Source organism: Halochromatium salexigens, from assembly GCF_016653295.1.
Taxonomy (GTDB): Bacteria; Pseudomonadota; Gammaproteobacteria; order Chromatiales; family Chromatiaceae; genus Lamprobacter; species Lamprobacter salexigens.
In genome coordinates, this window is record NZ_NHSF01000072.1 from 17,718 (window position 1) to 42,564 (window position 24,847).

At 64.1% G+C, this 24,847-nt stretch carries 22 protein-coding genes; 9 read left to right on the forward strand and 13 right to left on the reverse strand.

The window, feature by feature from the left end; all coding sequences use genetic code 11:
* Positions 1-4 precede the first annotated feature (4 nt).
* The 3 genes from CCR82_RS15630 to CCR82_RS15640 all read left to right on the forward strand — a co-directional run bounded on the left by CCR82_RS15630 (position 5) and on the right by CCR82_RS15640 (position 4,523).
* A complete protein-coding gene (locus tag CCR82_RS15630) occupies positions 5-1,300 on the forward strand; it encodes an ATP-binding protein (RefSeq protein ID WP_201246741.1) in 1,296 nt (431 codons plus the stop codon).
* 388 nt (positions 1,301-1,688) lie between these two features.
* The gene (locus tag CCR82_RS15635; protein ID WP_242513532.1) at positions 1,689-4,079 is read left to right on the forward strand and encodes a DNA phosphorothioation-associated putative methyltransferase; all 2,391 of its coding nucleotides are present in this window, start codon (positions 1,689-1,691) and stop codon (positions 4,077-4,079) included.
* 120 nt (positions 4,080-4,199) lie between these two features.
* Entirely contained in the window at positions 4,200-4,523 is a 324-nt protein-coding gene (locus CCR82_RS15640; protein WP_201246742.1) for a hypothetical protein, read from the forward strand.
* A 138-nt stretch (positions 4,524-4,661) separates the two neighbouring features.
* Here CCR82_RS15640 and CCR82_RS15645 read toward each other — a convergent pair whose 3' ends face one another.
* From CCR82_RS15645 to CCR82_RS15660, 4 genes are read right to left on the reverse strand one after another with little or no spacing between them, the layout of a single operon-like run.
* The gene (locus CCR82_RS15645; RefSeq protein WP_201246743.1) at positions 4,662-5,714 is read right to left on the reverse strand and encodes a succinylglutamate desuccinylase/aspartoacylase domain-containing protein; all 1,053 of its coding nucleotides are present in this window, start codon (positions 5,712-5,714) and stop codon (positions 4,662-4,664) included.
* Entirely contained in the window at positions 5,701-6,606 is a 906-nt protein-coding gene (rimK, locus tag CCR82_RS15650; protein WP_201246744.1) for a 30S ribosomal protein S6--L-glutamate ligase, read from the reverse strand. Before rimK ends, CCR82_RS15645 begins: the two co-directional genes overlap by 14 nt.
* Positions 6,607-6,641: 35 nt before the next feature.
* On the reverse strand, positions 6,642-7,139 hold the full coding sequence (gene lspA, locus CCR82_RS15655; RefSeq protein WP_201246745.1) for a signal peptidase II: 498 nt from the start codon (positions 7,137-7,139) through the stop codon (positions 6,642-6,644).
* Between the two features lie 3 nt (positions 7,140-7,142).
* On the reverse strand, positions 7,143-7,943 hold the full coding sequence (locus CCR82_RS15660; RefSeq protein WP_201246746.1) for a dienelactone hydrolase family protein: 801 nt from the start codon (positions 7,941-7,943) through the stop codon (positions 7,143-7,145).
* 363 nt (positions 7,944-8,306) lie between these two features.
* Here CCR82_RS15660 and ppc point away from each other — a divergent pair, with 363 nt between their 5' ends.
* The 3 genes from ppc to CCR82_RS15675 all read left to right on the forward strand — a co-directional run bounded on the left by ppc (position 8,307) and on the right by CCR82_RS15675 (position 12,312).
* Positions 8,307-11,102 (forward strand): phosphoenolpyruvate carboxylase, encoded by a 2,796-nt coding sequence (gene ppc, locus CCR82_RS15665; protein WP_201246747.1) that lies wholly within the window; start codon positions 8,307-8,309, stop codon positions 11,100-11,102.
* Positions 11,039-11,665 (forward strand): protein N-terminal glutamine amidohydrolase, encoded by a 627-nt coding sequence (locus CCR82_RS15670; protein ID WP_201246748.1) that lies wholly within the window; start codon positions 11,039-11,041, stop codon positions 11,663-11,665. Before ppc ends, CCR82_RS15670 begins: the two co-directional genes overlap by 64 nt.
* Positions 11,666-11,823: 158 nt before the next feature.
* On the forward strand, positions 11,824-12,312 hold the full coding sequence (locus tag CCR82_RS15675; RefSeq protein ID WP_201246749.1) for a PH domain-containing protein: 489 nt from the start codon (positions 11,824-11,826) through the stop codon (positions 12,310-12,312).
* Here the strand turns inward: CCR82_RS15675 and CCR82_RS15680 are convergent.
* The 3 genes from CCR82_RS15680 to CCR82_RS15690 form a co-directional block, all read right to left on the reverse strand.
* Positions 12,309-14,096, reverse strand: coding sequence for an ABC transporter transmembrane domain-containing protein (locus CCR82_RS15680; RefSeq protein WP_201246750.1), 1,788 nt, complete (start codon positions 14,094-14,096; stop codon positions 12,309-12,311). The two genes, CCR82_RS15675 and CCR82_RS15680, sit on opposite strands and share 4 nt — an antisense overlap.
* Before the next feature lie 216 nt (positions 14,097-14,312).
* Positions 14,313-14,549, reverse strand: a complete 237-nt coding sequence (locus CCR82_RS15685) for an HP1242/YdcH family protein (protein ID WP_201246751.1) — start codon at positions 14,547-14,549, stop codon at positions 14,313-14,315.
* Positions 14,550-14,802: 253 nt separating this feature from the next.
* The gene (locus CCR82_RS15690) at positions 14,803-15,321 is read right to left on the reverse strand and encodes an OmpH/Skp family outer membrane protein (protein WP_201246752.1); all 519 of its coding nucleotides are present in this window, start codon (positions 15,319-15,321) and stop codon (positions 14,803-14,805) included.
* A gap of 197 nt (positions 15,322-15,518) precedes the next feature.
* On the opposite strand from CCR82_RS15690, the gene CCR82_RS15695 reads away from it, so the two are divergent.
* The 3 genes from CCR82_RS15695 (at position 15,519) to CCR82_RS15705 (ending at position 17,685) form a co-directional block, all read left to right on the forward strand.
* Positions 15,519-16,046, forward strand: coding sequence for a DUF2058 domain-containing protein (locus tag CCR82_RS15695; RefSeq protein WP_201246753.1), 528 nt, complete (start codon positions 15,519-15,521; stop codon positions 16,044-16,046).
* 87 nt (positions 16,047-16,133) lie between these two features.
* Positions 16,134-16,934 carry a TatD family hydrolase gene (locus tag CCR82_RS15700; protein WP_201246754.1) on the forward strand — a complete coding sequence of 267 codons (801 nt, stop codon included), beginning with the start codon at positions 16,134-16,136 and terminating at the stop codon, positions 16,932-16,934.
* Positions 16,915-17,685: a tRNA threonylcarbamoyladenosine dehydratase gene (locus CCR82_RS15705; protein WP_201246755.1), complete on the forward strand. Its 771-nt coding sequence runs from the start codon at positions 16,915-16,917 to the stop codon at positions 17,683-17,685. Before CCR82_RS15700 ends, CCR82_RS15705 begins: the two co-directional genes overlap by 20 nt.
* Before the next feature lie 59 nt (positions 17,686-17,744).
* Here the strand turns inward: CCR82_RS15705 and CCR82_RS15710 are convergent, their stop codons facing one another.
* The 6 genes from CCR82_RS15710 to CCR82_RS15735 form a co-directional block, all read right to left on the reverse strand.
* Positions 17,745-18,947, reverse strand: coding sequence for a flagellar motor protein MotB (locus tag CCR82_RS15710; protein WP_201246756.1), 1,203 nt, complete (start codon positions 18,945-18,947; stop codon positions 17,745-17,747).
* Positions 18,948-18,967: 20 nt separating this feature from the next.
* Positions 18,968-19,768: a MotA/TolQ/ExbB proton channel family protein gene (locus CCR82_RS15715; protein WP_201246757.1), complete on the reverse strand. Its 801-nt coding sequence runs from the start codon at positions 19,766-19,768 to the stop codon at positions 18,968-18,970.
* A gap of 196 nt (positions 19,769-19,964) precedes the next feature.
* Positions 19,965-21,749 carry a nickel-dependent hydrogenase large subunit gene (locus tag CCR82_RS15720; protein ID WP_201246758.1) on the reverse strand — a complete coding sequence of 595 codons (1,785 nt, stop codon included), beginning with the start codon at positions 21,747-21,749 and terminating at the stop codon, positions 19,965-19,967.
* Positions 21,746-23,068, reverse strand: a complete 1,323-nt coding sequence (locus CCR82_RS15725) for a (Fe-S)-binding protein (protein ID WP_201246759.1) — start codon at positions 23,066-23,068, stop codon at positions 21,746-21,748. The genes CCR82_RS15720 and CCR82_RS15725 overlap by 4 nt, the downstream gene beginning before the upstream one ends.
* Entirely contained in the window at positions 23,065-23,727 is a 663-nt protein-coding gene (locus CCR82_RS15730) for a hypothetical protein (protein WP_201246760.1), read from the reverse strand. The genes CCR82_RS15725 and CCR82_RS15730 overlap by 4 nt, the downstream gene beginning before the upstream one ends.
* Positions 23,724-24,821 carry a hydrogenase small subunit gene (locus CCR82_RS15735; protein WP_201246761.1) on the reverse strand — a complete coding sequence of 366 codons (1,098 nt, stop codon included), beginning with the start codon at positions 24,819-24,821 and terminating at the stop codon, positions 23,724-23,726. The genes CCR82_RS15730 and CCR82_RS15735 overlap by 4 nt, the downstream gene beginning before the upstream one ends.
* Between the last annotated feature and the right edge of the window lie 26 nt (positions 24,822-24,847).

Consider the following 24,847-nt stretch of genomic DNA (forward strand, 5'->3'; position numbering starts at 1 on the left):
GAATATGTTCGATACTGAAGACGCTCTATTGCAGCAGATCCAGCTCGGCGAGGATAATCATCTTGAGCTAAAGGCCGTTCAGTTACGCGACAACCGTGTGACCGGTCCGCATGCCGATGGACTCGCGGATGAGCTTGCTGCATTTGCGAACAGTAGCGGTGGCGTTCTTATATTGGGCTTCGATGAGGCGACGAAACAGCCTCAAGATCTCAGCGTCGATGATCTGGCCCGATTAGAGCATTGGCTGCAAGGCGTGATTGCGGATCGCATTAAGCCGCCGCTTTTGTGTCGCATCGAAAAATGGGGATTGCCAGATGCGACAGGTCGGCTCAGTCCTATTTTGAAGGTCGACATTCCCCGTAGCTTATATGTGCACGAGAGTCCGAATGGGCACTTCCACCGCATCGGTAGTAGCAAGCGTCGCATGTCGACCGACTACATCATTCGGCTCGGCCAGCAGCGCAGTCAGACACGATTGATACGTTTCGATGAGCAGCCCGTTGTACAGGCACTAGTCTCCGCGCTCGATCCAGCCCTGTATGAGCGTTTCCAGACCTTGCGCACGCGCGATGAGCCTGCGGATTTCCTGCGCAAATTGGGTCTGATTGCGATCGATGACCAAGGCGAATGGCACCCATCCGTCAGCGGTATCCTGATGGCCTGTCGAGAGCCGCGCGACTGGATGCCAAATGCCTTCATTCAAGCTGTGGCTTATCATGGAACCTCGCCTGCGGAAATGGACGGGAATCTTCCTTACCAACTGGATGCGCGCGATCTTTCCGGGCCGCTTGACGAGCAGGTGCGAGAAGGTTGCCGATTTGTTGCGCGGAATATGAAAGTTGCAGCGATCAAGACGCTTGGCCGCAGGGATATCCCCCAATACGATTTGGCTGCGGTCTTCGAGGCGCTGGTTAATGCCGTGGCGCATCGTGATTACGCGATTTATGGAGCAAAGATTCGCTTGCGTTTGTATTCGGATCGGCTGGAGCTTTACTCGCCTGGTTCGATTCCGAACACAATGACGGTTGACAGCCTGCTCTATCGGCAGTCAGCTCGCAATGAGACGCTAACCAGCTTGCTCGCAAAGTGTCCGGTGGCAAATGAAATGGACTGGCTTCAGACCGACCGACAAACCTTGATGGATAAGCGGGGTGAAGGTGTCCGCATCATCCTGGAGAATAGCGAGAAACTGTCCGGCCAACGCCCCGTGTTTCGGTTGATCGATGATGACGAGTTGTTGCTCACGATCTTCGCTGCCACTGGTATCGTCGCGGAAGCGGCAGAGATCCGAGAGGTTTAGGTGTCTAAACCGCCTTTGACGGGCAAAACCATCGGTCGTCGGACCTACCTGCATGTTGAGGCGCTGCCGAGCCTGAATGCGCGCACGCAGGCGAAGGCGGCGCAGAGTAGCAGCTTGGATTGGGAGGCGCGGGTCGCAGCGGCGGCGCAGGCGGCAGGGGTCGAGCGCGGTGTTCGCTTCAATGTGGTGCGGCTCGATGCGGAGAGCGGCGAGATCGCGCTGCTGCATTATGCCGAGTTCTTCGATGATCCCTTCCCGGCGCTGCGCGAGAGCTGGCGCTTTGAGCCCGCAACCGGCCGGGTTGGCTATCGCACTTATGAGGACTCACTGAATCCGCCGATCCTGCATCGCAAGGAGCTGTTGCTGCCGGCGGATCATCCGCGCCGAGATGCAGTACGCGGCGCTGACTGCGGCGGCGGAGTCGATCGGCCTGTTCGAGGACAGCACCCGGATTGGCTACCGGCGCCAATGGCTGGAGCGTGTGCATGCGGCGGGCTATCGCATCGAGGATCATGCGCTGTTGCCGCTGGGCAATGTCGAGCGCGAGGGTGCCGAGGGCGAGGACCACCCCGTTGACGGGAATGAGAAAGCCCCCTTGCACGCTGACTGGGAGGTCGCCCGCCACCGCACGGCGATGGTCCGCTACGGCTTCTCGGCGCCGATCCAGAGCCTGGCCCGGCATGGCTTTCTCGATGGTCAGTATCGGCTGTTCGATTACGGCTGCGGGCGTGGCGATGATGTGCGCGGGCTGCTCGAGAATGGCCTGACGGCAGCGGGCTGGGATCCTTACTTCGCGCCCAAGGGTCCGATCGAAGCCGCCGATCTGGTCAATCTCGGCTTCGTGATCAACGTCATCGAGGACTTCGACGAGCGGCTCGAGGCGCTGCAGCGCGCCTGGTCGCTCGCCGAGCGACTGCTGGTGGTCTCGGTGATGCTGGCCAATCAGAACGACCCGCGCGGCGCGCGCTTCCGCGATGGCGTGATGACCCAGCGCCAGACCTTCCAGAAGTACTACACCCAGCAGGAGATCAAGGATTTTCTGACCGATGCGCTCGATGAGGAGCCGATCCCGGTTGCGCCTGGGGTGCTCTATCTGTTTCGCGACAAGGATGCCGAGCAGCGGTTCTTGCTCGAGCGTTATCGTCGACGCCGTCCTCGGTTGCGCGATCCCTCGGCGCGGGCGCCTCGGGCGCCGCGCATCAGTCAGCGTCAGAATCAGCGCGCCGAGCAGTATGCCGCCTATCAGGCTGTGCTCGAGCGGCTCTGGGAGCACTGGCTGAGCCTGGGGCGACGACCCGAGAAGGCGGATCTGGAGGCACCGGACCTGCTGGCGCTGGGCGAAGGCTTCGGCAGTCTCAACAAGGCGTTGCGGTTTTTGGAACGCTATCAGCGCGAGATCCTGGGCGAAGAAGAGACCGCCGCGTTGCTCGCCCGCGCCGAGGCTGAGCGAGTGGCCGACTTGGAGGTCTACCTAGCGCTGCAACAATTCGAGCGCCGACGCCCGTACAAGCAGTTGGAGACCGGGTTGCAGCGCGACATCAAGGCCTTCTTCGGCGATTACTCGGCGGCGCGCACGGCCGGCTTTGCGCGTCTGCTGCAGATTGCCGATGTCGAATCAATCGCGGCGGCTTGTCGCGAGGCGGCGGAGCATGGGCTTGGCTGGCTAGAGCTTGAAGCGGCTAGCGCCGAGATCGCGGCAGCCGGGCGCGCCGCCGACTCACGCAGCCCCCCAGGCGGCTCGCTCACGCTGCACACCAACCTGGTCGAGCAGTTGCCGGCGCTGCTGCGGGTCTACATTGGCGCCGCCGCCGCGCTCTATGGCGATGTCCACAATGCCGATTTGATCAAGATCCACATCGGCTCCGGCAAACTCACGCTGATGCGCTTCGATGATTTCGACGCGCGCGCGCTGCCGCGCATGCTTGAGCGGGTGAAGATCAAGCTGCGCGAGCAGGGTGTCGATGTCTTTGGTTATGGCGCGGTCTTTGAGCCGCCCTATCTTTACCGCAAGTCACGCTTCATCAACGAGGAGCATCCGGGCTATCCAGAACAGGTCACGTTTGATGAGGCGCTCGATCAGCTCGAGGCGCGCGGGCTGATCGATCTCTCCGGCTACGGACCGACAGCGACGGAGCTGGATGCGATCCTGGCGCGGCATCGCTGGGAGATCGATGGGCTCCGGCTGAGGCGTGTGCGGACTCCGCCAGCACTCGACGATCCCTGCGGTCAGTACCTGTGCTTTCGCGATCTGATCGAGTGTGGCGAGACTTACCAGCGGCTGGCGGCCGAGTGCCAAAGCAAAGGCCAAGGCGACGCTGGCATCGACAATCGCCCGCAACAGCCGGAGAGCTACACCGCGCTGCTCGAGCTGGCCGAGCAGGTGTTGGACCCGGTCATCGACTGGTTCGGCATGATCCAGCTCACCTATGGCTTCTGCTCGCCGGCATTGGCGCGGCGGATTCCGGGGCGTATCGATCCCAAGCGCGATCAACATGCAGCGCATGAGCGCAATCGGCTCGGCCATCTCGTCTGTCCGCGCCTTGGCGCGGCGGTGGACTTCATCATCGCCGATGAAGAGATGCGTGAGGTCGCGCACTGGGTCGTCGAGCACACGCCGTTCGACCGGCTCTACTTCTACGGCGCGGACCAGCCGATCCACGTCAGTTATGGCCCGGAGCATTCACGCCAAGTTATCACCATGCGGCCCGGTCCGAGCGGACGGCGGGTGCCACGGACGCTCTCTGCGGAGGCCTTTCTGCGCTCCTTCGTGGAAGGATGATCGGCAACTATTGACCTTCATCAAACGGCGCAGGTCGCCGCCCGGGTAAGCTCGAACGCGGCCCGGCGCGGTTGCGCCGGTCCTCTCGATCGACCATCTTCAATGAGCGGAGGTCAGAACATGCTCATCAAGAAGCGTCTGTTGCTTGCTGTTGGTCTGGCCGGCGTCACTGTCTTCGGCGCTGGCTCCGCGAATGCCTTCTGGGGACCGTTCAACCCCTGGAATTGGGGTGATGGCTGGGGTCCCGGCTGGGGCAATGGTTGGGGCGGCCCCTGGTATGGTCCGGGCTATGGGTATGGCTATCCCGGCTATTGGGGTGGCTATCCGGGCTACTATGGCGGCTATCCCTATGCCTACGGGTCCGTGCCCCACTATGGCTATACCTATCCGGGCTATGGGTATCCGGCACCCACCGCACCGGCTGCAAGCGAATCGTCCAAATAAGCACTGCTGGATAAGCACCACTGGAGTGCCTCGCTCGCCAAGGGGCGGGCGCTCCAGCCTGACCTTCCAGTCTGACCTATGCCGGCCGCTGTCCGGCGTGATCATGCAGCATTCGAGGCGTTCTGGCTGAGCAGGCACTCAGTCGATGGGCTCCGAGAGCGGATCATCGGGCTCGAGCAGATGTTGGAAGTGCTCGACGGTGTCGGCCACGGCGTCGGTCTTGAAACGGGCGATGTGGAACAGCGCTTCACCCTCGGTGATCAGGGGCAGGTTCATGCGGCCGATGACGATGCCGGCGGTCGGGGCGGCGATGGCCTCCTCGCCATTGCCGAAGGGGTCGGCCACGGTTGCCAGGCGCTCGCCCTTCTCGACCCAGGCGCCGAGCGGACGCGCGAAGCGCAGCATGCCGCTGGTGTGCGCGCGGGCCCAGACGCTGGAGCGGGCGATCACCGGCGGGTGCGGCGAGCGCTGGCGGCGGGTCTGATCGCGGATCATGCCGAGGTGGCGCATCACCGCGAGGATGCCGCGCACGCCGGCGCGGATCGAGAGTTCATCGAAGCGCAGCGCCTCGCCGGCCTCGTAGAGCAGCACCGGCACATCGATCGCGGCGGCCGCCGCGCGCAGGGAACCGTCGCGCAGGTCGGCATCGAGGATCACTGGCGCGTCGAACGAGCGCGCCAGATCCGGGATGCCGATGGTTTCGACCCGGGCGCGGATCTGCGGCAGGTTCTCGCGGTGGGCGGCGCCGGTATGCAGATCGATACCGAGATCGCTGTCGGCGACGATTTCGCTCATCAAGGTCGCCGCGAGCCGGCCGGCCAGCGAGCCGCTCTCGGAGCCGGGAAAGCTGCGATTCAGGTCGCGCCGATCGGGCAGATAGCGCGAGTGGCGCACGAAGCCGTAGACATTGACCACCGGCACCGCCAGTAGCGTGCCGCGCAGCGAGCGCAAGACCGTGCTGCTGAGCAGGCGGCGAATGATGGCGATGCCGTTGATCTCGTCGCCGTGGACGGCGGCGGTGACGAACAGACGCGGGCCGGGACGGCGCCCGTGCAGCACATGCACCGGCAACACCACCGGGTTTTGGGTGAACAGGCTCGGCAGCGGCAGGTCCAGACGCCGGCGCTCGCCGGCGCGCACCAGTTGCCCGCCGATCCGCAGCCCGGAGGCCGTGGAGCTAACCTTTGCCACGGGTGCGGGTCTTGCCGGCGACGGCGTCTTTCTCGATGAAATCGATCATCTGACCGGCGATGTCCTTGTTGGTGGCCGTCTCGATGCCTTCGAGCCCAGGCGAGGAGTTGACCTCCATCACCACCGGGCCGTGGTTGGAGCGCAGGATGTCGACGCCGGCGACGTTCAGCCCCATGATCTTGGCCGCGCGCACCGCCGTGGAACGCTCCTCGGGGGTGATGCGAATGAGGTCGGCGCTGCCGCCGCGATGCAGGTTGGAACGAAACTCCCCAGGCTTGGCCTGGCGACGCATGGAGGCGACGACCTTCTCGCCGATGATGAAGCAGCGGATATCGGCGCCCTTGGCCTCGTGGATGTACTCCTGCACCAGGATGTTGGCCTTGAGGCCGAGAAAGGCCTCGATCACGCTCTCGGCGGCTTGGCGCGTCTCGGCCAGCACCACGCCGATGCCCTGCGTGCCCTCGAGGAGCTTGATCACCAGCGGGGCGCCGCCGACCATCTTGATCAGATCCTCGATATCGTCCGGGGTGTGGGCGAAGCCGGTGATCGGCAGGCCGATGCCGCGCCGCGAGAGCAGCTGTAGCGAACGCAGCTTATCGCGCGCGCGGCTGATCGCGACCGACTCGTTCAATGGGTAGACGTTCATCATCTCGAACTGGCGCAGCACGGCGGTGCCGTAGAAGGTCACCGAGGCGCCAATGCGCGGGATCACCGCGTCGAAGCCGGTGAGTGTTTCGCCCCTGTAGTGGATCGAGGGCGCATGCGAGGTGATGTTCATGTAGCAGCGCAGCACGTCGATGACGCGCGCCTCATGGCCGCGCTCACGCGCCGCCTCGGCGAGCCGGCGCGTCGAGTACAGCTTTGGGTTGCGCGACAGGATGGCGATTTTCATCTCAACTCCGTGATTGAAGGTTTAGCGGGTGCGCGTCAGCCATCCGCCGGCTGTCGAGGGCGCTCGCCGCGAGCGGTGTCGATCAACAGTAGCATCACGCCGAGACTGATGGCGCTATCGGCGATGTTAAACGCCGGCCAAGGGTTGAAGAGCCGCAGCGGGATCACCGGCATGTAGATCTGGATGAAGTCGACCACATGACCGAAGACGACGCGATCGATCAGGTTGCCGACCGCGCCGCCGATGATCAGCCCAAGACCGACGGCGAGCAAACGCTCGTTGGCTTGCAGGCGCAACAGCCAGACCACGAGCGCGAGCGTGACCAGCACCGCGAAGCCCGCGAACAGCCAGCGCTGCCAGCCACCGGCATCGGCCAGGAAGCTGAACGCAGCGCCGCTGTTGAACATCAGGGTGAGGTTGATGTTGGGCAGGATTTCGAGGACCTGATAGGGGGTGAGGGCGCTCAACACGAGCCACTTGCTGACCTGATCCAGGAGGATCACGACGACGGGAAGCCAGAGCCAGTGTTTCATCGCTCAGTCGGCAAAGAGTTCGCGGAAGAAGTCTTGCATGCGTTGCCAGGAGCGGGCGTCGGCCTGCGCATCGTATTGCAGATTCTCGATGCCGTAGTCGCCGACATCGGGGTTGGTGAAGCCGTGGCGCACGCCGCCGTAGATGTCCATCTCCCAGTTGGCGCCGGCCTCCTCGAGCTTGTCCTGGAAGTTGGTGACCACCTCGGGCGCGACGAAGCTGTCGGCCTGGCCGTGCAGGATGAGGATCTTGGGCGCGATCTTGCCGGCGCTCTCCTCTGGGGCCGCGGGCATCGAGCCATGGAAGCTGACGATGCCATCGAGTTCAGCGCCGCCGTAGGCCATCTGGAGCACGGTGCCACCACCGAAGCAGTAGCCGATGGCGGCGAGTTGCTCGGTGTCCACCTCATCGACGGCTGTGAGTTGGGCGAGGCCCGCCGCAGCACGCTGGCGCCAGAGTTCGGGATCGACCGTGACCTCCTGCATCCATTCCCGCGCTTGCGCGGGCTGATCGGTGACCTGGTCGTTGCCGTACATGTCCGCGGCGAAGGCGACGTAGCCAAGCTCGGCCAGCATCCGCGCGCGTTTCTTCGCGTAGTCGTTGAGGCCCCACCATTCGTGGATCACCAGGATGCCGGGCCGATCGCCCTCGAGGGCGTCGTCCCAATACAGATAGCCGGTCAGCGGGACGCCTTCGTCCTCGTAGCCGACGGCCTTGGATTGCACCTCGGCGTGGGCGCTGCCCAGCATGAGGGCGGCACTCAGGCCAGCGGCGAGGGCGGTGGTGAGCGGGTTGGTAGGGCGCATTGAGAGTCTCCAGTGATAGATGATGGGCGGGGCAACGATGATGAACGCTAGATAGGACCTGTTTCGGGCCCCGAACGCGCGCATCGGCGGATGGCCGAGGGCACGATGCGACCATAGACGCAACCGAGGCCGCTCGACAAGCACCGAACGCCGCGGCTGACGCGGCGCTGATCTCTGCTCGCCATCCGCTGCCGGATGGTTTGGTTGGTTTTCATTGCCTTGGTGCCGGGGTAGACTCCACGCAAACGCGTCATGGCCTCGAGTGCCTCGCTGCCGTGCGGTGCAGGCCGCGCACCCTGCCTTATCGGCCTGACCGAGGCTCCGATCAGTTCCCCTTCCCCTCGGCCCGAATGCTGTACCGCGATGAACGATACCCAGACCCTGTCCGGCTCCGAGCGTGATATTGCGCTCTTCGCCACCCTGCTCGGTGAGGTGCTGCGCGAGCACAGCCGCAAGCGCGTGTTGGTGGTAGTGGAACGCCTGCGCGAAGGCTTCCTGACGCTACGCGATGACGATGATCCAGAGCTGCGTGCGAAGCTAATGAAGCGCATCAACGGTCTCGACCCGCAGACGCTCTCGGAGGTGATCCGCGCCTATACCATCTACTTCAGCCTGGCGCATCTGGTCGAGGATGTGCATGCCTTCCTGCATCGGCGCTCGCTGGTCAGTGCTGGCGGGCGGCTCTGGCGCGGCTCGTTCGACCACACCCTGCGCCAGTTCCATGCCGATGGCATCGATGCGGCGGGGTTGCAGCAGCTGTTAAATGAACTCGCCTATCTGCCGGTGTTCACCGCGCATCCCACCGAGGCCAAGCGCCGCACCACGCTCGAGACGCATCGGCGCATCTTCCTGCTGACCCTGGATCTACACCGCCACAAGCTCAACGAGGAGGAGCAGCAGGATCGCCTGGGACAGATCCTGAGCGAGATCCAGGTGCTCTGGAAGACCGATGAGGTGCGGGTACACAAGCCGCAGGTGACCGATGAGGTGCGCCAGGGGCTGTACTTCTTCCGCGAGTCGTTGTTCGAGACCTTGCCGCAGGTCTATCGCAACCTCGAGCGCGCGGTGCGGCGCCTGTATGGCATCGAGAGCGGCGTGACGGTGCCAAGCTTCGTCGGCTTCGGCTCCTGGATCGGCGGCGATCGCGACGGTAATCCGTTCGTCAAGCCAGAGACCACCGAGCTGGCGGTGCGCATGCACTGCGAGCTGGTGCTCGAGGAATACAGCGCGCGGGTCCAGCGTCTATCGCGCATCCTCAGTCATTCGAGTCTGCTGGTGCGGCCGTCGACGCCGTTCCTCGATGCGCTGGATGATGACGAGGATTATTGGCTGCACACCATGCGCCAGACCCATCGGCGCTATTTCCACGAACCCTATCGACGCAAGCTGTTCATCGTCCGTCACCGGCTCGAGACCACGCTGAAGCGAGTGCGCGCGCGCATCGATGACGATCAGAGCCCCGAGATCCTGCCGGAAGGCTATGCCCACGAGTGCGAGCTGCTCGAGGATCTCTATCTGATCCGCGACTCGCTGATCAGCCACGGCGATGCCAACGCCGCCGATGGCGAACTCAAGGATCTGATCCGACTGGTCGAGAGTTTCGGCTTCCATCTGGTGCATCTGGATGTGCGCCAAGAGTCGACGCGCCACACCGAGGCGGTGATCGAACTATTCGCGCGCCAAGCCGGCGCGCCCCTCTACGAGGCCTTCAGCGAGGAGCAGAAGCTGGTCGCGCTCGCCGAGGCCATTGGTCATCCGCATCCCTTCCATATCGACAAGGGCACCCTGACCCCGGAGACGCGCGAGACCCTCGAGGTCTTCGAGTCGATGGCGCGGATGCGCGCCGAGATCAGCGAGCAGGTGTTCGGCGCCTATGTGATCTCGATGACCCACTGCGCCAGCCATGTGATGGAGGTGATGCTGCTCGCGCGCCTGGCGGGCCTGGCCGGGCGCACCCCGGAGGGTTGGTTCTGCCATCTGCGCATCTCGCCGCTGTTCGAGACCATCGAAGACCTGGCCCAGATCGAGGCGGTGATGTCGGCGCTGTTCGACAACCCGACCTATGCGGCGCTGCTCGCGGCCTCGGGGAATCTGCAAGAGGTGATGTTGGGCTATTCGGACTCCTGCAAGGACGGCGGCATCCTGGCCTCGGCCTGGAATCTGTACGAGGCGCAGGAGAGGATCATCACCCTCGCCCAATCGCGCGGCGTCAAGTGCCGCCTGTTCCATGGCCGGGGCGGCACCATCGGCCGCGGCGGTGGACCGACCCACGAGGCGATCCTCTCGCAGCCGGAGGACACCGTGCATGGGCAGATCAAGTTCACCGAGCAGGGTGAGGTGCTCTCCTACCGCTACGCCAACCCCGAGACTGCGCTCTACGAGCTGACCATGGGCATCAGCGGCCTGATGAAGGCGAGCCGCTGCGTGATCGACCCGCCGACCAAGCCGCGCAAGGATTTCCTCGGCATCATGGAGGAACTGGCGCGGCTCGGCGAACAGCATTACCGTGCGCTGGTGTGCGACACGCCGGGCTTGTTGGACTATTTCTACGAGGCCACGCCGGTCGATGCGATCGCGCTGCTCAACATCGGCTCGCGGCCCTCGCATCGCAAGAAGGCGGACCGCTCGCTGGGTTCGATTCGCGCCATCCCCTGGGTCTTCGGCTGGGCGCAGGCGCGCCATACGCTGCCGGCCTGGCTGGGTATCGGCAGCGCGATCGAACAGTGGCGCGGGACCGACCTGGAACGCCTCGCCAAATTGCAGCGCATGTATCAGGAGTGGCCGTTCTTTCGCGCCATCCTGAGCAACACCCAGATGTCGCTGTTCAAGGCCGAGATGGGCATCGCCCATGAGTATTCGCAGTTGGTCACCGACCAGGCGCGCGCCGAGCCGCTCTATCGGGCAATCGCCGATGAGTATCAGCGCACCCTGACCCAGGTGCTCAATGTCGCCGGGCTGCATGCGGTGATGGAGGAGACGCCCGAGCTGCAGCTCTCGCTGGCGCGGCGCAACAGCTATCTGGACCCGTTGAACCACATCCAGATCACCCTGCTCGAGCGCTATCGCAACGAGCCGAACGAGGAGGCGCGCAAGGAATGGCTGGACCCGCTGCTGCGCTCGATCAACGCCATTGCGGCGGGGATGCGCAACACCGGTTGACGGTGCGGCCTGGCGACGAGATGCACCATCGATTGCGCTATCAGCCGTACTACTGCGAGGAGAACATCTGGTGGCTCTGCGCCGAGCCGCCGGCGGGCGTGACCATCGCGCAGGTGATCTTCGTCGCCAGCCAAGCCGGGGCTTGCCCGATCGCCGAGCAACGCGCGGGCGGTGCCGAGGGACTCGTCTGGTGGGACTATCATTGCATCGCGCTCGACGAGCAGCGGCGCATCTGGGATCTGGACTCGCGCTTGCCGCTGCCGGTCGCGGCGAGCACCTGGCTCGAGCGCAGTTTCCCACATGCGGCGGCGTTGCCAGCGCTGCTGCAGCCGCGCTTTCGGGTCGTCACCGCCGCGCACTATCTCGCGGACTTTGCCAGTGATCGCCGACACATGCGCGCCGCCGATGGCGGTTGGCTGCAGGCGCCGCCGCCTTGGCCCTGCATCGGCACCGGCAGCACGCTTGCCGACTATCGCGAGCTGAGCAGCCCTGCGGGTCCGGGCCAACCCGAGGGGCCGGGCCAACTGCTCGATCTCGATGCGTTCAGCGCACTCGTCGGCTAAATCCCGGCTCCGCGTCCAGTTCCATGCCCTCTCGGACGCATTCTCGGCGTCGGCCAAGACTGGTACGATTGCTCACGACGCCGCGCTGGTAGCGTGCCTTTGCCGTCCGCTGTCGCTGTTATGTCTGTTCCGAGTCACCCCGCCCAAGGAGTCATGCGATGCCTGAAGTCCTGTACAAGGCCAACCCTTCCGTCTGGCGCTCGCACCCGCTCGGTGCGCTGATCGCGTGGCTGATGATCGCCGGTGGCGCGCTGATCGCGCTGACCGGCACGCTCCCCTTCTTGCTGGAGCCCACGCAGGCGCTTCCACTGCCCGACGGGCTCGAGCCGCGCTGGTTGGGCTACGGCTTGATCGCCATCGGTCTATTCCAGCTCCTGCGGTGGTGGCTGGCGGCCCTGATGGATCAGCTCGAGATCAACGAATACGAGCTGGTCTGGACGCATGGGCTGCTCAGCAAGCAGTACATCGAGATCAACATGAGTTCGGTGCGCACGGTGCGGGTCGAGCAGTCGCTGCTCCAACGCCTGCTGGGCGCCGGTGATCTCAAGGTCTATACCGCTGGCGATGATCCGGAGCTGCGGATTCGCGGACTGCCGCGCCCCCAGGAGATCCGCCAGCACATCAAGGGTCAGGCCTCGGACGACTAATTCCCATCCTGGAACTGCAGGGCGGCGAGGCGCGCATAGAGGCCGTCCTCGGCGAGCAGCGCCTCATGGTGGCCACTGGCGACGATGCGCCCCTGGTCGAGGACCAGGATCCGGTCGGCGTTGCGCACCGTGGCCAAGCGATGGGCGATGACGATGCTGGTGCGCCCCGTCATCAGGTGGTCCAAGGCGTCTTGCACGAGACGCTCGCTTTCGGCATCCAGCGCGCTGGTCGCCTCATCCAGGAGCAGGACTGCTGGGTCGCGCAGGATGGCGCGCGCGATCGCGATGCGCTGACGCTCGCCACCGGAGAGGCGCACCCCGCGCTCGCCGAGGAAGGTCCGATAGCCATCCGGCAGCCGCTGGATGAACTCATGCGCGTGCGCCGCGCGGGCCGCCGCCTCGACCGCCGCGTCATCGACTTCCAGCCCATAACGGATGTTCTCGAGCGCGTCGGCACCAAAGATCACCGGGTCCTGCGGCACGATGACGATCTGGCGCCGGAAAGCCGTGGGTTCGAGTTCGCGCAGATCGATGCCATCGAGGCGCAGCGCGCCTTGCTCTGGGTCGTAGAACCGCAGCAGCAGGTGGAACAGGGTCGACTTGCCCGCGCCAGAGGGGCCGACGAGGGCGATTTGCTCGCCCGGCGCGATTTCGAGATCGAGGCCGGCAATGGCCGGATGCTCGGGGCGGGATGGGTAGGTAAAGGTCACCGCTTGGGCCTCGACGCGGCCTTGCACCGGGGTGGGCAGGCGGCGTGGCGCGGCGGGCGCGGTGATCGAGGGCTCGGTCTCGAGCAGCTCCATCAAGCGCTCGGCGGCGCCGGCGCCACGCAGGAGCTGACCGGCGATGTCTGACAACGAGCCGACATTGCCCGCGACCAGGATCGCATAGAACAGGAACGCTGAAAGCTGGCCCCCGCTGAGACGCCCGGCCAGCACCTCGCGCCCGCCGAACCAGAGCACCAGCCCGATGGCGCCGAAGGTCAGCAAGGTCACCACCGTGCTCAGCAGCGCGCTGTTCACCGAGCGGCGCATCGCCGTGCCGAAGGCCTCCTCGACACGTTCGCCATAGCGCGCCCGGTCCACCGGCTCATGGCAGAAGGCCTGGACCGTGCGGATGCCATGCAGGGTCTCGTCGACATAGGCGCCGACATCGCCGATCCGGTCCTGGCTGAGCCTGGAAAAGCGGCGCACCCGATGGCCGAGGAACCAGGCCGGCACCAGCACAAAGGGCACCCCGAGGATGACCAGCAGCGTCAGCTCTGGACTGGTGATGGCCAGCATCACCAGGCTGCCGATCGCCAGCAGCAGGCTGCGCAGTCCCATGGCGAAGGTGGAACCGACCACGATCTGCAACAGTGCCGTGTCGCTGGTCAGCCGGGAGATGACCTCGCCGGTGCGGGTGGTCTCGAAGAAGCCAACGTTCAGGGCCAGGGCGCGGTTGAAAACAGCGCGGCGTACATCGGCCACCACACGCTCGCCAAGCCAGTTCAGCAGCCAGCTGCGCAGCCCGACGGCGATACTCAAGAGCACCACCACCAGTAAAAAGAACAGCAGCGCCTGATCCAGCGCGGCCGATGAGCCACTGGCGATGCCGGTATCGACCACGTTGCGAATGACCTGGCCAAAGGCCAGGAGTGTGCCGGCGGCGAACAGCAGCGCCGTTAGGGCGAGCAGGAGCCGTCCGAGATAGGGTCTGGTAAAGCCCAGCAGGCGCAGCAGTGGTCCTAAACGGCGGCTGCGTGGCCGATCCAGCGGATCAGCTGAGGGTTTGGAGGATCGCATGAATGGCTCGCGCGTCGCGTGCTAATTGGGTCCGCTGCCCGCATGGCGTTGTCTCGCATCGCCCTCTTGCGCGGGGCCAGCTTCCTCCTAAGGGCAGCTCTCTTAATCGAGCTACCCTGAAAGAGGTCTCCCTAAAGAGCTGCCGTAGGTGAGATCAGCAGGCCAGCGGCGTGCGAATGACGCGCGGGTTTCACGCCAATGGCTTGCGTGGCGGTATTAGGTACGGAGGAGCTCGTAGAGTTTGTCCTTGAGCAGCAAACGCTGCTTCTTGAACTCCTCGATGGTTTCATCCGCAACCGGGGTGCCGAGTTCCTCGAGTTGGCGGACCTTCGCGTCCAGCTCATCATAGGCGTCCATGAGTTCGGCAAAGGCGGCGTTGCTCGCACGCATCTCGTCGATCTTGCCTTCGAGTTCGGGGAACTCATGGAGTACATCGTGCATTTCTCCAAGCATCGGCTTGCGATCCTCCGGAACGGCGGCGCCTCGATGGCGGCGCCGATGTCGTAGTGAACAGTGACTCGTCGGACCGTGGCGCAGCGACGAGCGATGCGCTGAATGGCCCTCGTGAGCATTGTAAACCAGCGGTCATTGACTGCCCTGGGTCGGGGCGGAAAAAACTGATCTGAGTTAGCAAAATGCCCAAATCTTGACCAAGGTTCGATCGGATGGCGATCGGATGGCCTGGCTGGCTTCGGCCCGCCGCAACCTAGTTCGTGTCGGCATTCATCGCGTTGATGACAGCGTCGGTGATGTCGCCCCCGTCATCGAGATAGACGACGCCGGATTGATTGGCCTCGAAGACCGCATCGAGCTTGCGCTGCTTGGCGACACTGATCACGGCGTCACGCGCCGGCTGCAGGATCTTCTGACCTTCCTGTTGCTGCGCGCGCGCGAGCTGTTGCTGGATCTTGGCGAACTCTTCCTCGAATTGTTCGATCCGGGTCTGGATCTCCTGCTCGGTCTTCTCGACCTGAGCCGTGCTCATGAGCGGGCGATCGCGCTCGAGGGTTTGTTGCAGCTGGCGAATCTCGGCCTCCTCTTGCGCGAAGGCCCGCTGCTCGTCGCCGAAGCGTTCCTGCAGGTTGGCCTGCGCGGCCTTGCCGAGATCGCTGTCTTCCAAGACGCGCTGCATGTCGACATAACCGATCTCACTGGCCAGCGTGGGCGTGGCGGCCGCCAAGGCGGTCAAGATCAATAGGGCTCGGATGGAGAAAAGGCGGTTCATGGCGTGCTCCTAAGCAACGGGTGGCCTCCTGTGATCCGGAGGTCTTGGGCGCAGCGCGCGATTGTATACCGTCGACAGCGTGCTGTTCAGTGCAAACAGGCCCCTGGTCGCCCGGAAACGCGAAACATCGACGCGATGGCGCGTCAGCCGGGCGCAGGGGTTACAATCCGCCACCACAGCGTGAGAGGGTGGAACGCATGACAGGCTCCTTACAGGATCAATTGGTGAAGGCCGGGCTGGCGAGCGAACAGCAGCTCAAGCACACCAAGTCCAAGAAACGCAAGCAAAAACGATCGGGCACCGCAGCCCCGGACGAGGCCCAGCGCAAACAGGCGCAGCAGGCCGCGGCCGAGAAGCGGGCGCGTGATCAGGCGCTGAATCGCCAGCGCGACGAGGAGGCCAAACGCAAGGCCGAGCAGATTGCCCTGTGGCAATTGGTGCGCGACAACCGTATCCCGCGCGCGGATGGTGACCGGGCCTACAATTTTACCGACGGTTCGGCGCTCAAGCGGCTCTACGTCAGCGCCGCGCAGCATCGAGACCTGGTCGACGGGCGCTTGGCGATCGTGCGCCATGATGACTTCTACGAGCTGGTGCCGGTTGACATCGCCGAGCGGCTGGAGGCAGCCGAGCCGACGCTGGTATTGGTGCACAACCGTGCCGAGGCCGAGGATGGCGATGATGAATACGCCGACTACAAGGTGCCGGATGATTTGATGTGGTGACCCCATCACGTCCGTCATCCTTGTGCCACCCTTGGCGCTGAGACCCGATGGCGGAAATCGCCGGGAAGCGCCTGGCCCTATTGAACGATGCGTCTCATCGACACCCATTGCCATCTCGATGTCGCCGACTTCGATGCCGATCGCGCCGAGGTGCTGACGGCCGCGCGCGCCGCTGGGGTCGAGGCGATCGTCGTGCCTGGCATCGATGCCGGCGGCTGGGACAGGTTACTCGGACTCTGCGCGGGCGACGAGGGGCTCTATCCAGCGCTCGGCCTCCATCCGGTCTATCTGGAGCGCCATCGCGACGGCGATCTGGCCGCGCTCGAGCGCAGACTCGAGACCGACACACCGGTCGCGGTCGGCGAGATCGGGCTCGATTTCCATGCCAAGGATGCCGATCGCGAGCGTCAGCTCGACCTCTGCCGCGCCCAGCTTGCTCTGGCCCGTGATGCCCGCCTGCCCGTGCTCTTGCATGTGCGCAAGGCGCATGAGGAGATGTTGCGCCTGCTCACCGAGACGCCGGTGATCGGCGGCAGCGCCCATGCCTTCAACGGCAGCCTGCAGCAGGCGCGCCGCTACATCGAGCACGGCTTTTGCCTCGGCTTCGGCGGCATGTTGACCTTCGAGCGCTCGACCCGGCTGCGCCGCCTGGCCGCCGAGCTGCCATTCGAGGCCATCGTGCTGGAGACCGATGCGCCGGACCTGACCGTTGCCTCGCATCAGTATCAGCGCAACAGCCCCGCTTATCTGCCCGAAGTCTTGAGCGCGCTCGCCGAGGTGCGCCAGGCGGCGCCCGCCGCGCTGGCCGCCCAGACCACGGCGAACGCGCGTCGACTGCTACGCCTCGAGACCGAGGAGGGTCGCGCGGATGACCTCGGCGGCGGGTGATGATCCGCTCTCGGCGCGGACCCGCATCCTGATCGGCGATCAGGGCGTCGAGCGCCTGCGCGCGGCGCGCGTTTTCGTCGCCGGCCTCGGCGGCGTCGGCGCGTTCGCCGCCGAGGCCCTGGCGCGCGCCGGGGTTGGTGAGCTGATCCTGGCCGATGGCGATCGTGTGGCGGCATCGAACCTCAATCGCCAGCTCTGTGCCCTGCACAGTACCCTCGGCCAGCCCAAGGTCGCGGTGATGCGCGAGCGCCTCCTGGAGATCAATCCAGCCTGCCGAGTGACCGCGATCCCGACGTTCCTGACGGCCGAGGAACTGCCGACATGCGTCCGCGAGGGCGGCTTCGATCAGATCATCGATGCGATCGACAGTCTCGGCAGCAAGCTGGCCTTGCTCGGCGCGGCCTTGGATGCGGCGATCCCGATCGTGAGCAGCATGGGCGCCGGCGGTCGGCTCGATCCCACCCGTCTGCGAGTAGGTGATCTGATGGACAGCGGGGGCTGCCCGCTGGCGCGCAAGGTGCGGCAACACCTGCGCCGACGGGGCTACGCGCGGGGCATCACAGCCGTTTGGTCGGACGAGCCACCGCGTCCGCCACTGCCGCCCGAGCCTTGCGCGCGTGGTCGCGCGCGCGCCGTGAACGGCACCATCAGCTATCTGCCCGGCCTGTTCGGCCTCAGTCTCGCCGGCATCGTCATCCAGCGGCTCGCCGAGCCACAGGAGACAGGTCTCGCGGTCTCGCTGACGCGTTGAACGCAGAGGTGGAGCAGCGGTAACGCGGACAGCCGAACCTGTGAACGGTCGCCGGGTGCCTATTCAGGTTCGTTCGTGTCCGCGTCTGCGTCCTGTTCCTGCTCTGACACTGGTGCTGCCTCGAAAAAGGCCTCGAGGTCGATGGGCTCGATCGTCTCCAGTCCTTGCTCGAAGCGGACCTCGAGATCAACCGGTTCGACGGCGAAAAAGGCCTCGAGGTCGATGGGCTGGATCGCGTCCAGCCCCTGCTCGTAAAGCACCTCAACATCGATCGACTCGTCGTCGGGCTCGATCCTGTCCGGTTGCTGCGCTTGTTGCGAGACGACAAATGCCTCGAAGTCGATCGGCTCGATCGCCTCCAGCCCCTGCTCGAAGCGCACTTCGAAGTCGATCGGCTCCTTATCGGAGTCGATATTGTCTTGGACGATTTGCTCGGTGGGATCCTGGATCGGGGCGCGCAAGCCCAATTCTCGTTCGATCGCTTCACCGGCGCGGATCGAGAGTTCGACGCGGCGGTTTTTCGCGCGTTGCTCGGGCGTGTCATTGGGCACCAGCGGTCGGGTGTCGGCATGGCCGAGTACGATGAAGCGACCCGAGTCGAGTTCGGGGTTTTCGAGGAGGACGTTGGTTACGGTCGCAGCACGCATGGCTGAAAGATCCCAGTTACTCTGGAACCGTTGGCTTCTAATCGGGACATTGTCGGTGTGGCCGTCAACGGCGATGTATCCAGGGATGTCGGTGAGTTCAGTGGACAGTATCCCAAGGAGCTGCCTGAATGAGGTGCTGATCTGTGCCGAACCGGACGGAAAACTGCCCTGCTCGTCGATGCGGAGGATGATATCGAGCCCCTCGCGTTCGACGGCGACATTGCCGTCGGGGTCGGCATCTTGAACGGTCTGCACGATCTGTTGCTCGATGGCATCGAGGCGGGTTTCGACGCGGGAGTCGATATCGCCGGCAGCGAGCGTCGGGCGCTCGGGTGTCGTGCGCTGGCGGATCTCGTCGACCGGGATCGGCTGCGGACGCCCTGGCGAGAAATCCTGCAACACGGGACTGGTGCCCATGGGGATGGCATCCGCCGGGATCTCTCGCTGTACGCCGAAGGCTTTTTGGAGTTCACCGGCGAGGCGCTTGAAGCGGATGGCATCGATCTCGGCGAACGAGAGCAGCAAGACGAAGAAGGTCAGCAGAAGCGTCATCAGGTCGGCAAAGGTCACCATCCAGCGTGGTACCTTGCTTCCCTTATGGCCGTCGGTTGACATGGATGTAGGCGTCCTTGTGCTTACGCGGTTCCAGGTGCCTGACCTGCTTCCTGCGCTGCCAGATCCTCCTGACGTTTCTCGCGCTGCTCTTGGGGCAGGTAGGTGAGCAGCACCTGCTCGACAACCCTGGGGTTACGCCCCTGTTGAATCGCCATCAGGGCATCGGTCCAGAGCGCCTGTAAGCGCTCTTGCTGCTGAGTTCTCAGCTCCAGCTTTTCGGCGATGGGGTTGGCGATGATTTGCGCGATCAACACCCCGTACAGGGTCGTCAGAAGAGCAACCGCCATGGCGGGGCCGATCTTGGAGGGGTCGTCCATATTGGCGAGCATGTCGACGAGACCGATCAGGGTGCCGACCATACCCATCGCCGGCGAGACATCGGTGAGCAGGCTGAAGGCGCGAGCACCGGCGCGGTTGCGATCCAGCGTCATCAGGCGCTCCTTGTCGAGCACCTCCTTGAGCATGTCCGGCGAATAGCCATCGGCCAGCATCTGCAAACCACGCGCGAGGAAGGTGGAGCTAGCCTCGTGGTTCTCCAGGGCCAGGAGCCCGCTCTTGCGCGCCATCTTCGAGACCTCGAGCATCTCGTCGATGGTGCTCATCATGTCCGGCAGGGTCGACTTGAAGGCCCGCACCACAGCTTTCGCCGCCAAGCGGACCTCGGCGAAGCTCATCTGCGAGAGCACGATCATTGAGCTGCCGCCGACGACGATGATGAGGCCGATCGGGTTGACAAAGATGATCGGTGACGCGCCGAGCGAGATGGCGATCGCAACCAGGATGATCGCGCCAAGCATGCCGATTATGGTCGCCAGATCCATTGCGAAGCCTCAAGGGTTAGTGTTCGCACTGATGTCGGCTAAGGATTCTAAGCCAGTGTGGAGTAGCGTCATGCCCATGCACTGGCTTGCCGACGGTTACAACGAGGCCGCATGATACGCCATTTGCACATGCCAAACATCGGTTGCGTGAGACCCCGCACCGAGAATGCGTCGGCTGCCGATCGCCGACGCCCTCTTAGCTGACCTTGATCTCGATCTGCTCGCCGGTCTCGGGATCCGAGAGATGCACAGCGCAGGCGATACAGGGGTCGAAGGAATGGATGGTGCGCAGGATCTCGATCGGCTGCTTTGGGTCGTGGAGCTGGGTGTTGTCGGCCAGCGCTGCCTCATAGGCGCCCGGTACGCCGGATGGGTCGCGCGGACCGGCGTTCCAGGTCGAGGGCACCACCGCCTGATAGTTGGCGATCTTTTCGTCTTCGATCACGATCCAATGGCCGAGTGCACCGCGCGGTGCCTCCATAATGCCGGCGCCCTGGGCCTGCTTCGGCCAGCTTGAAGGGTCCCAAAATGCCTCATTGAAGGTCTGGGTGTCGCCGGCGCGGATGTTGCCGATCAAGGCGTCGTACCAGGTCTGCATCGCATCGGCGACGAGCTTCGACTCCAGGGTACGCGCGGCGGTGCGCCCGAGTGTCGAGAACAGTCCCTCGACCGGTAGATCCAGCGTGCTGAGTGAATAGTCCACCAGTTCCTTGGCCTGGGCGTGGGCCGGTGCGCTGCTGTCGGCATAGAGCAGCAGCATGCGCGCAAGCGGTCCGACCTCGACCGAGTGACTGTTCCAGCGCGGTGATTTCAGCCAGGAATAGCCGTCGTCGACGTTGAGCTGCTGGTACGGGGGCTTTGGGCCACCGCGGTCGTCGTAGTCGAACTTGGTCTCGCCTTGGTAGGGATGCAGGCCTGCCTGCTTGCCATCCTTGTAGTCGTACCAGGCGTGGGCGATGAATTCTTGGATCTCGCTCTGGGCATGCAGGTCGACCGGATGGATGGTGCTGAGATCGCGGTTGAGAATGGCGCCGCGCGGGAACAGCAGGTCCGTCATGTCGCTACGGTCGGCGTTTGCACCGCTGTAGGGCAGATCGCCATAGCATAGGAAGTTGCCCAGCCCCTCGCCCTTCTGCGCCCAATCCTTGTAGAACCCGGCAATGGCCAGGGTATCCGGGATGTAGACCTGCTCGACGAAGGCCTGCATGGACTTGATGATGTCCTGTACCTGAGACAGCTTCTTCGAGTTGATCGCCGAGTCCGAGTTCAGATCGATCGGCGAGCCGACGCCGCCGACGATGAAGTTCGGATGCGGGTTTTTGCCGCCGAAGATGGCGTGCAGGCGGGCCACATCGCGCTGCCAGGCCAGCGCCTCCAGATAGTGCGCGACCGCCATCAGATTGGCCTCGGGCGGCAGTTTGTAGGCCGGGTGGCCCCAGTAGCCGTTGGCGAAGATGCCGAGCTGGCCGCCATCGACGAAGGTCTTGACCCGCTTCTGGATGTCGCTGAAATAACCCGGCGAGGACTTGCCCCAACTGCTGGTGCCCAGATCGGCGGCGGTCTTGGCGCTGATCTGCTGCGCGAGCTGCGAGGTCGCGGCCGGGTCGGCGCTGAGTGCCGAGACCACGTCCACCCAGTCCAGCGCGTGCAGATGATAGAAGTGCATCACATGGTCATGGATGAACTGGGCACCGATCATCAGATTGCGGATCAACTGCGCGTTGGGCGGGATCGAGTAGTTCAGTGCGTCCTCGACCGAGCGCACCGAGGCGATGCCGTGCACCAGGGTGCAGACGCCGCAGATGCGCTGCGCATAGGCCCAGGCGTCGCGCGGATCACGCCCGCGCAGGATGATCTCGAGCCCGCGCACCATGGTGCCGGACGAGTAGGCCTTGGCAATGTCCTGGCCGTTCATCTCCGCCTCGATGCGCAGATGACCCTCGATGCGGGTGATGGGGTCGACGACGACGCGCTCGCTCATGATTGTTCAGCCTTCTCTTTCTCGACCAGGTGGTCGGCGATCATCTCGGTCAGTCCGACCACGGGGATGTCCATGTTGAACTCCTCGAGCCCTTCCTCGAGCTGGGTGCGGCAGGTCGCGCACATGGTCACCATGCGTTCGGGCTCGACCTCTTCGATCTGTGCCTTCTTGCGCTTGAACGCGGCCAGCTTCAGCGGCTCGGCACGCTCGTTGGAGCTGACACCGCCGCCGGCGCCGCAGCACCACTGGAGTTCTCCGTGCTCCTGCAGATCGACAAAATCGCCGGCGACCAGATCCATCAGGCTGCGCTGCTGCTGGACCACGCCGCTCTTGCGTGCCAGGTTGCAGGGATCGTGCATCGACAGACGGTCCATCTCCTTGCCTTCGGTCTTGATACGCCCATCGGTGCGCAGCTGATCCAAGACCTCGATGATGTGGTAGACCTTGAATGGATAGGCGCGCTTGATCGCATTCGGCCCTTCCCAACGGATGGCCGTGTAGGCATGGCCGCACTCGGGGCTGATCACGTTCTTGACCTGGAGCTCTTCGGCGGCATCGACGACACGCTGGACAAGGGTCGCGGCGATATCCTTGGAACCGATCTGGATACCGGCGTTGGTGGCTTCGAAACAGGTCTTACTCAGGGTCCAGCTGACATCCGCGTGGTCGAAGATCTTAGTGATGGCTTCCAGATACTCGGGGAAGTTGATGATCTCCATCGATGAGAGCAGCACCAGAAAGTCCGCGCCCTGTTTGTCGATCGGAACCTCGAGTCCGGTAGCGGTCTCGACGTGTTTGATCTGCACCTCGAGCGTCTTCCATTGCAGGCCCATCGGACTGCCGGTATTCACCGCGCGCACCGAGGCGGCGAGGAGTCCCTCGGGTGAATGACCGGAAGCGACCATGCCTTCACGTGCCTTGCGGATCATATAGTGGATATCGTTGCCTACCGGGCACACCATCGAACAGCGTCCGCACATGGTGCAGGAGTCGTAGAGTAGGGGCTCCCACTCCTCGAGCATCTCGTCGGTGATCAGGGGCTTGGACTCGCGCCCGAGCTTGGCGTCAATACGATCCTTGATGAGCTTCTTCAGCTTGCCCCAGACGGTGTACTCCTGTTCCCAGAGCAGCCGCATCGGCTCGAGCTTATGGATCGGGGTGTACTTCGGATCACCGGTCTCGACGAAGAACGGGCAAGCCTGGGCGCAGAGGCCGCAATGCACACAGCTCGAGAAGAAGGACGCGACCGGCGCATCAATCTCCTCGCGCCAAGCATTGAGCCCGCGCTCGAGGGAAAAGTGGTTGGCACCCTGGGTCATGACTGAATCCCCTTGCGGCCGAAGATGGCGCCGTTGTAATAGCGCGCGACGAAGGCGGTGAAGATATGCGAGAGCTTGGTGAAGGGCAGTACGATGAGGAAGACCTCAGCACTCAGGATATGCAGCCCTAGCGCCAGCGGATACGGGTTGATCAATCGGTGATAGGCCAAGTAACCGGTTAGGACCGGCAGAAAGGTCACCAGCCAGATCAGATAATCCTCACGCGTGCTCAGGAAGCGCTTCACGGGCTGCCTGAAGCGGTGGATCAGCACTGCCACCAGGCCGAGCAAGGTGATCGCGGTGACCGCGTCGACGACGGGGTTCGGCAGCCCTGGCCAGCCGATGCCAATGGTACTTTGGATCAGCTCGATATGCGGGATGAACAGCAGCAGCACGACGACGAAGCCGACATGCCAGAGGGTGCCGACGAGAACATCGAAGGTGGAGCGCTTGAAGGTGCCCGGGTCGGGGTTGAAGCGGCGGTAGATGGTCTTGAGCCCGGGGATGATCTCATTGCCGCGGGCGGCGGCGTAATTATGGGCGCGTCCGAGCGCGAGGATCTCGAACAGTCGGACCAGGATGCCGAGCGCGAAGATAGCGACAGCAATGCTGAACATCGGGCCCTTGATAAAGAGTAGGAAGTCCATCGAGGTCATCACAGCGTCTCCTCTAATTGATCGGCGGTGACCTTGTCATGGTGCTTAACGGCGTGCTTATTCTGCTGGCGACTCATCAAGCCCGCGCCAACGCCGACCGCGGCGCCCACGGCGCCGGCGGTGACAAGCACATCGCCCGGGCTCCCGGTGGGCACGGACAACGGCTTGTAGAAGCCGCCGGCATCCCAGAACTCGGGCTCGGAACAACCAAGGCAGGGATAACCGGCTTCGATTGGCCAGCTCGTGCCGCCGTTCCATTTCATGGTCGCGCAGGCGTTGTAGGTCATCGGCCCCTTGCAGCCGAGCCGATACAGGCACCAACCGGCCTTGGCGCCCTCATCGTCGAAGGCCTCGGCGAATTTACCCTTGTCGTAGAACGGGCGGCGATAGCAGCGGTCATGGATCGATTGGCCGAAGAAGGCACGCGGGCGCCCATATTCGTCGAGTTCGGGGAGGGTGCCGAAGGTGAGGAACTGGGCGAGCACACCGGTGAGCACCATGGGGACTGGTGGGCAGCCAGAGACGTTGATCACCGGCTTGTCCTTGACTAGGTCTTGCACCGAAACCGCGCCGGTTGGGTTCGGGTCGGCCTTGGGTAGGCCACCGAAGGTGGCGCAGGTGCCGACCGCGACCACCGCAGCGGCACCTTCGATGGTGTCCATCAGCATCTCGTAGTTGCTGATGCCGGCGATAGTCGAATAGCCGGGGTTGGCATTGGGGCCAGGCAGCGAGCCATCGACGACGACCAGATACTCGCCGGCGTTCAGCTCCATCGCCTGCTCGCGCGCATGCTCGGCGGCGTCGCCAGCCGCGGCCTGTAGCGTATGGTGATAATCGAGGGAGATGACATCGAAAATCAGGTTCTCGAGGGTCGGCGAGGAACTGCGGGTGAGGGATTCGGTGCAGCCGGTGCATTCCTGAAACGAGAGCCAGATCACCGAGGGCCGGCGCGCCTGCTCGAGTGCCTGAGCAATCGCGGGAGCCATGCTTGGGGGTAAGGCCATCATCGACGCCGTCGCGGCGCAGAATTTGAGGAATCCACGGCGTGACACCCCGTGCTGGCGCAGGCTCTCGCCCAAGGTCTTCGATGAGGCCATCGTTTCTCCTGCCATTGCTGGAAGAT

Bases quoted from the DNA above. Each gene is read 5' to 3' on its own strand.
- CCR82_RS15630 (WP_201246741.1), top strand. From the start codon at position 5: ATGTTCGATACTGAAGACGCTCTATTGCAGCAGATCCAGCTCGGCGAG.
- CCR82_RS15640 (WP_201246742.1), top strand. From the start codon at position 4,200: ATGCTCATCAAGAAGCGTCTGTTGCTTGCTGTTGGTCTGGCCGGCGTC.
- CCR82_RS15700 (WP_201246754.1), top strand. From the start codon at position 16,134: ATGCGTCTCATCGACACCCATTGCCATCTCGATGTCGCCGACTTCGAT.
- CCR82_RS15695 (WP_201246753.1), top strand. From the start codon at position 15,519: ATGACAGGCTCCTTACAGGATCAATTGGTGAAGGCCGGGCTGGCGAGC.
- rimK (WP_201246744.1), bottom strand. From the start codon at position 6,606: ATGAAAATCGCCATCCTGTCGCGCAACCCAAAGCTGTACTCGACGCGC.
- CCR82_RS15685 (WP_201246751.1), bottom strand. From the start codon at position 14,549: ATGCTTGGAGAAATGCACGATGTACTCCATGAGTTCCCCGAACTCGAA.
- ppc (WP_201246747.1), top strand. From the start codon at position 8,307: ATGAACGATACCCAGACCCTGTCCGGCTCCGAGCGTGATATTGCGCTC.
- CCR82_RS15635 (WP_242513532.1), top strand. From the start codon at position 1,689: ATGCAGTACGCGGCGCTGACTGCGGCGGCGGAGTCGATCGGCCTGTTC.
- CCR82_RS15675 (WP_201246749.1), top strand. From the start codon at position 11,824: ATGCCTGAAGTCCTGTACAAGGCCAACCCTTCCGTCTGGCGCTCGCAC.
- CCR82_RS15735 (WP_201246761.1), bottom strand. From the start codon at position 24,821: ATGGCCTCATCGAAGACCTTGGGCGAGAGCCTGCGCCAGCACGGGGTG.
- CCR82_RS15690 (WP_201246752.1), bottom strand. From the start codon at position 15,321: ATGAACCGCCTTTTCTCCATCCGAGCCCTATTGATCTTGACCGCCTTG.
- CCR82_RS15660 (WP_201246746.1), bottom strand. From the start codon at position 7,943: ATGCGCCCTACCAACCCGCTCACCACCGCCCTCGCCGCTGGCCTGAGT.
- CCR82_RS15725 (WP_201246759.1), bottom strand. From the start codon at position 23,068: ATGACCCAGGGTGCCAACCACTTTTCCCTCGAGCGCGGGCTCAATGCT.
- CCR82_RS15705 (WP_201246755.1), top strand. From the start codon at position 16,915: ATGACCTCGGCGGCGGGTGATGATCCGCTCTCGGCGCGGACCCGCATC.
- CCR82_RS15720 (WP_201246758.1), bottom strand. From the start codon at position 21,749: ATGAGCGAGCGCGTCGTCGTCGACCCCATCACCCGCATCGAGGGTCAT.
- CCR82_RS15710 (WP_201246756.1), bottom strand. From the start codon at position 18,947: ATGTCAACCGACGGCCATAAGGGAAGCAAGGTACCACGCTGGATGGTG.
- CCR82_RS15715 (WP_201246757.1), bottom strand. From the start codon at position 19,768: ATGGATCTGGCGACCATAATCGGCATGCTTGGCGCGATCATCCTGGTT.
- CCR82_RS15680 (WP_201246750.1), bottom strand. From the start codon at position 14,096: ATGCGATCCTCCAAACCCTCAGCTGATCCGCTGGATCGGCCACGCAGC.
- CCR82_RS15670 (WP_201246748.1), top strand. From the start codon at position 11,039: ATGGCTGGACCCGCTGCTGCGCTCGATCAACGCCATTGCGGCGGGGAT.
- lspA (WP_201246745.1), bottom strand. From the start codon at position 7,139: ATGAAACACTGGCTCTGGCTTCCCGTCGTCGTGATCCTCCTGGATCAG.